The organism is Spirochaetaceae bacterium (assembly GCA_009784515.1).
Lineage (GTDB): Bacteria > Spirochaetota > Spirochaetia > WRBN01 > WRBN01 > WRBN01.
Genome location: WRBN01000099.1, coordinates 1 through 5,657, shown reverse-complemented (window position 1 = coordinate 5,657; position 5,657 = coordinate 1). Strand labels below are relative to the sequence as shown.

The following is a 5,657-nucleotide window of genomic DNA, read 5'->3' as shown; positions in this document are numbered from 1 at the left end:
TATCTCCGAACTATCATGCTGCATAAACATATCATCAGGAGGAAGATGAGATCCTGCCTTTACCCAAGCAATTAAAGATTTACATACCATCTTGTCTTCACCATCAAACTCACCTATAAAATCATTATCTTTATACCCGCCCATAATTTTGAAATAATATTCTAATACACGCCTAAAAGTATTAAATATAGCTGTATTTTGTATCATTTTCTGCTCTTTTAATTCTTCCCAAAGCAGTTGGTAGTAAGTTTGAATAAAGTTTTTCTCTTTATGCTCAACTTGTGATAGATTATCATTCTTTTTTACTAACCAAAAGTCTGCATCTTTAGGACTATACTCTTTTCCATTCCCTAAAAAGGTAATTTCTTTATAAAAATAAACATTATGAGTAAGAATAAAGACTTGCTTTATGTCTATATCTTTATCTATTTTATTATTTGTGCTTAAACAATCTTTGATAATATCTTTAACAAGTACGCTTACAATAAATAAAACATTACTATCAAGGCTTGAAATAGGGTCATCAATCACCACAATTCTTGGCTTATTTAAGCTATTTTCATCTAGGCTCCCGTAGATACTATGATAAAAATAAAGAAAACAAATAAAATTACGTTCTCCCTCGCTTAAAGTTTTTGCAGTGATAATTTCATTATTACTACGCATTATTTGGTAAGTTTTAGGTTCATGGAGATTTTCTCTAATACTAAAGCCTGTAAAACCAAAGTTAGCTAAAGTTGTATTAATCTTAGCAATGGTTGCTTTAACACTCTTTAAATTGGCTTGCTTTTTTACAATAAGTTGCTTACGGCTTCTTTGCAAATCTTCTTGTTCAGTTATATTGTTAGTAAGGTTGATTACCCCTTTTTCATTGTCATCTTTTTCTTTAATATAAATATTAATATTGTCTTTTAATCTGGATACAGCAAGCTGCCAAATCTCTTTAACACACTCTTCTTTTTTTGCTTCTAAATTTTCGACAATCTCATTATTCTTGCTAATAATCTCGTTAAAACCACCCAGTATTTCATTAATTTGCTGGCAAAAAGGAGAGAGCTGTTCTAACTTATTTTTAGTAGACGGCGATTTAAGTTTATCTTTAATCTTGTCAATATTACTATTAATTTCTGCTTGAAGCACATTAACCTTTGCCTCAAACAACGAATAGTCTAACTTAGGGATACGGTTTATATATCTTTGAAGTTCATCAATTAAACCTGCTGTTTTTTGCGTATATTCTTCATAAAAAGCAGTTATTTGGTTTAAATTATCTTCATATGTTTTATCAAAAAAAGCTTTTATATCGGTATAAACACTTTCAGGTAGTTTTTGTCGGCAAAAAGGACATTTGTCATTAGCTTTATCTACATAAATCATACCTTGTTTAATCCAATCACTATTTTCAAGGACTGTAATAAATTTACCAATATCTGTCTCTGAACTGCCAGAAATTACTTGTGATAATAATTCACAACTTTCAAATTGCTTAATTACATCAATTTTAATGGGCTTAAACGTGTCATAACTTTGATGTTCCTCTTCAAAGACCTTAGTATATAATTCTTTTAAAACATCATAATTTATTTCTGATAAATTATCTTTCTCTACTTCTTCTAGGCACTTTTCTAAAAATTTTTCTTTTCTTTTAAACCCGGCAAATACTTTATTAAAGCTTTTAGTATATTCCCTTGTTGAATTCCAACAAAGATCTTTAATGCTTTCTTCTAATTCACTTCTTTTCTTTTCTAATTCTTCTTTCGATTTATTAAAGTTACCTATTTTCTTTAAACATTCAGCAGCTTCAGCTGTTAATTCATTAATCTCTTCCTCTATCTTTACATTATCCTCTCCAAAATTAAATATGCCGTTAATTTTAGAATTTTCACCGAAGTTTTCGTCAATATAATCACGATTAAATACACGTATGTCTACTAAATCAACATTAATTGTATCTAACCAACCTATTCTTTCTCTATTTTTGATAACTCTTGAAATAGTTGTCTTTCCACTGCCGTTACTGCCATAAAAAAAATTTACCTTTTTAAATGACTTTACTAACATAGGGCTTAAAAAAGTGTTTTTACCAGATAGATCTAATTCATTTATCACAAACCCGCTCCTTAATCCTTAACACTAAATTTTCTCTACTACTTCACCATTAACAAACTTCTGAGCATTTTCACCAATTAAATAGGTTTTACCATCTTCTACAATTAAGGCGCTTTTATCTGAAAGAGAATAAATGGCTACATTACGATTAGCTTTACTCTCTTTTGTACAAATATCAAAGGCGTTTGTAAACCATTCGGTATGCGGGTAAATTATACCATTTACAAAGCCATAATACTCCTTAACTTCTGCATAAGGTTTTTCCTCATAAAGAGCAAAAAATTCTTCATTCCCGCGTTTACCTAAAATACAACTTCCCGCCGAACTGCCTACCCATACCTTTGTCTCCAACATTTCCGGTAGATATTTTTCAAAGCCCGATTTTTCAAAGACAAGCTTTAAATAATCGGTATTACCACCCAAAACCCATATCACATCGGCTTTATTAATTCTTTTTACATTTTCCTCTAAACTTAAAGAAAGAAAATTACACATATAAATTTCATTAGTAAAATGCTCTCTCAAGCTCGCAAAGCTATCTAATATCCAGCCGGCTGCGCCGCTTTCCTCTAAAACAGGTAGTGTAGCCTCATTAATAATAGCAATTTTTATTTCGTTAGCGGGTTTACCCGCTAATTCGATAATTTTTTGCGTAATAACCTCTGTATTAGCAAAGGACATTAAAACTAACTTCATTATATATTCCTTTTATTAATGGCTACATACATTATTTAATAATAAAATAACGCTCTCTTGCAACACTATATAAGGGTGCAGGGTGAGCCCTGCTACCCATGTTCTATATATTTTTGCGCACTAATCGCCGCTATCGCCCCATCGGCCGCCGCCGTTACCACCTGCCTAAGCATTTTGGGTCGTATATCACCGCAAGCAAAAACGCCGGGCAGTTTGGTTTTCATCTCTTCATCGGCCAGTACATAACCATCTTGGCTTAAATCGAGGATACCTTCCACCAAGTGGCTTAACGGCACATAACCTACAAAAACAAAAACACCAAAAAAACCGTCTTCTTCATCGGCGTTGTACAGCCACTCTTCGCCGGTTTTGTTGTTTTTAAAGCGCGCCTGCTGTAAAATATCCTCACCGCTTACCTCTAGCAGCTCAGTGTTGTATTTTATCTCGATTTTTTCATTGGCCTCCGCTCGCTCCATAATACTGGCAGCGGCGCGTACGTGATCTTTACGCACAATTAAAGTTACCTTGCGAGCAAATTTGGCCAAATAGATGGCCTCTTCTACAGCGGTGTCGCCGCCACCCACACAAAATACTTCAAAGTCGGCAAAAAAGTCGGCATCGCAGGTGGCACAATATGAAATGCCTTTACCAATATACTCTACCTCACCTTTACAACCAAGTCGGCGCGGCTGGGCGCCGGTGGCAATGATGACGGCCTTAGCGCTGTAAACCTCGCCATCACCGGTGGTAACTTTTTTAACTTTACCCGCTAAATCGACGCTTTTAACGGCCTTTTTTTCGATGATAGTACCAAAGGCTTCGGCCTGCTTTATCATAGTATCCACTAAAGCTGTGGCCGACAACCCGCTATGCCCCGCCGCAAAATAGCCGGGATAATTACCTATCTCCGATGAAATGGCAATTTGCCCGCCCAGTTGCGTTTTTTCAAACAAAATAGTTTTAAGTCTAGCCCGGCCATTGTATAAAGCCGCACTTAAACCGGCCGGCCCGCCGCCTACTATAATAACATCGTATTCGTTTTTATCCATAATTTATTCCTTTTTACTATATATTCACTTTAATTTACATACCTTAAAGCCCTCTCCTTTAAAGCAGAGCTGATTAATTCGTAATCGATAAACTGCAAATCTTCGTCAATTTGCGGGCTAACTTTAAAGGCCGGCTTATGGTTAAAGCCCTCTACTAAAGCTAAAGCTTTATCCATAATCTCTAAAGAATTTAAATCTATCTCACCGTCTTCTAAGCTAAGAACGATGGTTTTATAAGGGTTTTGATTGGGTTTTAGGCTGCTTACCAATGGGTGCGTTAAAAGTTTGTGGCCTTTATGCAGCATATCACGCGCCAATTTTAAAATGACAAGTGAATTTTCAGCTTTAAAAATAATTTTATAGCAAGTTAAATTTTCGGCTACTTTAGAATTATTGGTTAAAATAATAGCTGACAATTAGCGTACCTTTATCCTTAATGAACACATTATAGCACATATTTTAGAGCCTACATTAAAAAAATTTAACAATTTTTTTAAAACTTTTTAAAGGCAAAAAGTTTAATTATTAAGCAATTTGTAAAGGTAAACTCTCCAGCCATTTAAGGCCAACAGCCGTTCTTCGTGGCTGCCGCCGTTATAGATAGAGCCAAAACTTTCCCCAGTAATTTGGTTTAAAATAGCCGTTAAAGCATCTATTACTAAGTGCGGGCCGTAATGCCTTATGCCCTCAAAGGCGCCCGGCCAATTATTCCGCAACGATATTCCTCTTATAGCTAAGTTATTAAAATTATTTAACTGTAAAATAATATACGGTACCGCCACTTGGTCTAGGTATTCTAAACTCTCAAAGGCCTCAAATTGCCGCGAACTATTTGTAGTATTAGCAATATAACCTGCTACTTTAGCGTATAAATTTTCATCAACGGTAAAATCTGTATATAAATTCTCTTCGACTATCTGTTTATGCCATAAAACTTCATTTTTAATGGTGGTTTTTCTTTCTGCCGTGTAGGCCATCAAGCCAGCCTCAATAAAATAATTGGCTAAATAATTACTAGAAAGTTCGGCCACATATACTAAAAAAACAATAACCTGCTCTGTTTGCTGCAAAGTTGTTAAATAATTATAAACTTCTTCATCAATGAATATTTTAAAGGTAATTTCTTCCTGCGTCTCGCCTTTAAGGGTATCCTGCACCTTCACTGTAAATTGCTGATAGTTAGCACGCATAATGCTAATACCAGACCGAGTAATTTCTACTATTGGCTGTGTAATACCGTTTGCAAAAAGTTCGGCAGTATTAACAACCACTATTTGGCTGCTGCGGGCAATATGCCGCCAGTAATTATCGTTGGCCGGCCTAGCCTCTGCCCTTGCGTAGCCCATAACTAAAATTAGCAGTAATAAAGCCTTATATTTAACCATAATTTTAACTATACCTTTACACCAGTATTTTATCATTTTGTTAAGGCTTCGGTCAACCCTTAGCGCTAAAGAGAATATCGTAGGCCGGCAACAGTAACTATCCACCTATAGGCACCAACAGTATTTATCGATGACTAGCTAGTCTAGCAATTTTATCTAACCAAACCAACCTTAAAAAAGTATCAAAAAAAATTAAACTTTCTCCTCAAGTGAAGAAACAGTAACCCATAATTGAGTAGTGGTAAGTGAAAGGTGAAAGGTGAAAGGTGAAAGGTGAAAGGTGAAAGGTGAAAGGTGAAAGATGAAAGGTGAAAGATGAAAATTAAGAATTAAAAAGCTATCCACTTTCAGTTTTCACCTTTCAGTTATCAATTATTTACATTTAAGGAGTAAAAAATGTTAGATACCACAGGGTTAT

The 5,657-nt window shown here is 34.8% G+C and carries 5 protein-coding genes; all 5 read right to left on the bottom strand.

The genetic code is table 11. The features are described from left to right. The coding region (locus FWE37_08870) for an AAA family ATPase (protein MCL2521092.1) at nucleotides 1–2,109 on the bottom strand (2,109 nt) is incomplete at its 3' end. 24 nt (nucleotides 2,110–2,133) lie between these two features. After that, a complete protein-coding gene (locus FWE37_08865; protein ID MCL2521091.1) occupies nucleotides 2,134–2,805 on the bottom strand; it encodes a Type 1 glutamine amidotransferase-like domain-containing protein in 672 nt (223 codons plus the stop codon). A 92-nt stretch (nucleotides 2,806–2,897) separates the two neighbouring features. Beyond that, nucleotides 2,898–3,854, bottom strand: coding sequence for an FAD-dependent oxidoreductase (locus tag FWE37_08860; protein MCL2521090.1), 957 nt, complete (start codon nucleotides 3,852–3,854; stop codon nucleotides 2,898–2,900). 29 nt (nucleotides 3,855–3,883) lie between these two features. Continuing rightward, complete coding sequence (locus FWE37_08855; protein MCL2521089.1) at nucleotides 3,884–4,270, bottom strand: GrdX family protein; 387 nt, start codon at nucleotides 4,268–4,270, stop codon at nucleotides 3,884–3,886. 102 nt (nucleotides 4,271–4,372) lie between these two features. Continuing rightward, complete coding sequence (locus tag FWE37_08850) at nucleotides 4,373–5,239, bottom strand: hypothetical protein (protein MCL2521088.1); 867 nt, start codon at nucleotides 5,237–5,239, stop codon at nucleotides 4,373–4,375. Between the last annotated feature and the right edge of the window lie 418 nt (nucleotides 5,240–5,657).

Excerpts from the sequence above, each read along its gene's own strand:
- FWE37_08865 (MCL2521091.1), bottom strand. The coding sequence starts at position 2,805 with ATGAAGTTAGTTTTAATGTCCTTTGCTAATACAGAGGTTATTACGCAA.
- FWE37_08860 (MCL2521090.1), bottom strand. The coding sequence starts at position 3,854 with ATGGATAAAAACGAATACGATGTTATTATAGTAGGCGGCGGGCCGGCC.
- FWE37_08850 (MCL2521088.1), bottom strand. The coding sequence starts at position 5,239 with ATGGTTAAATATAAGGCTTTATTACTGCTAATTTTAGTTATGGGCTAC.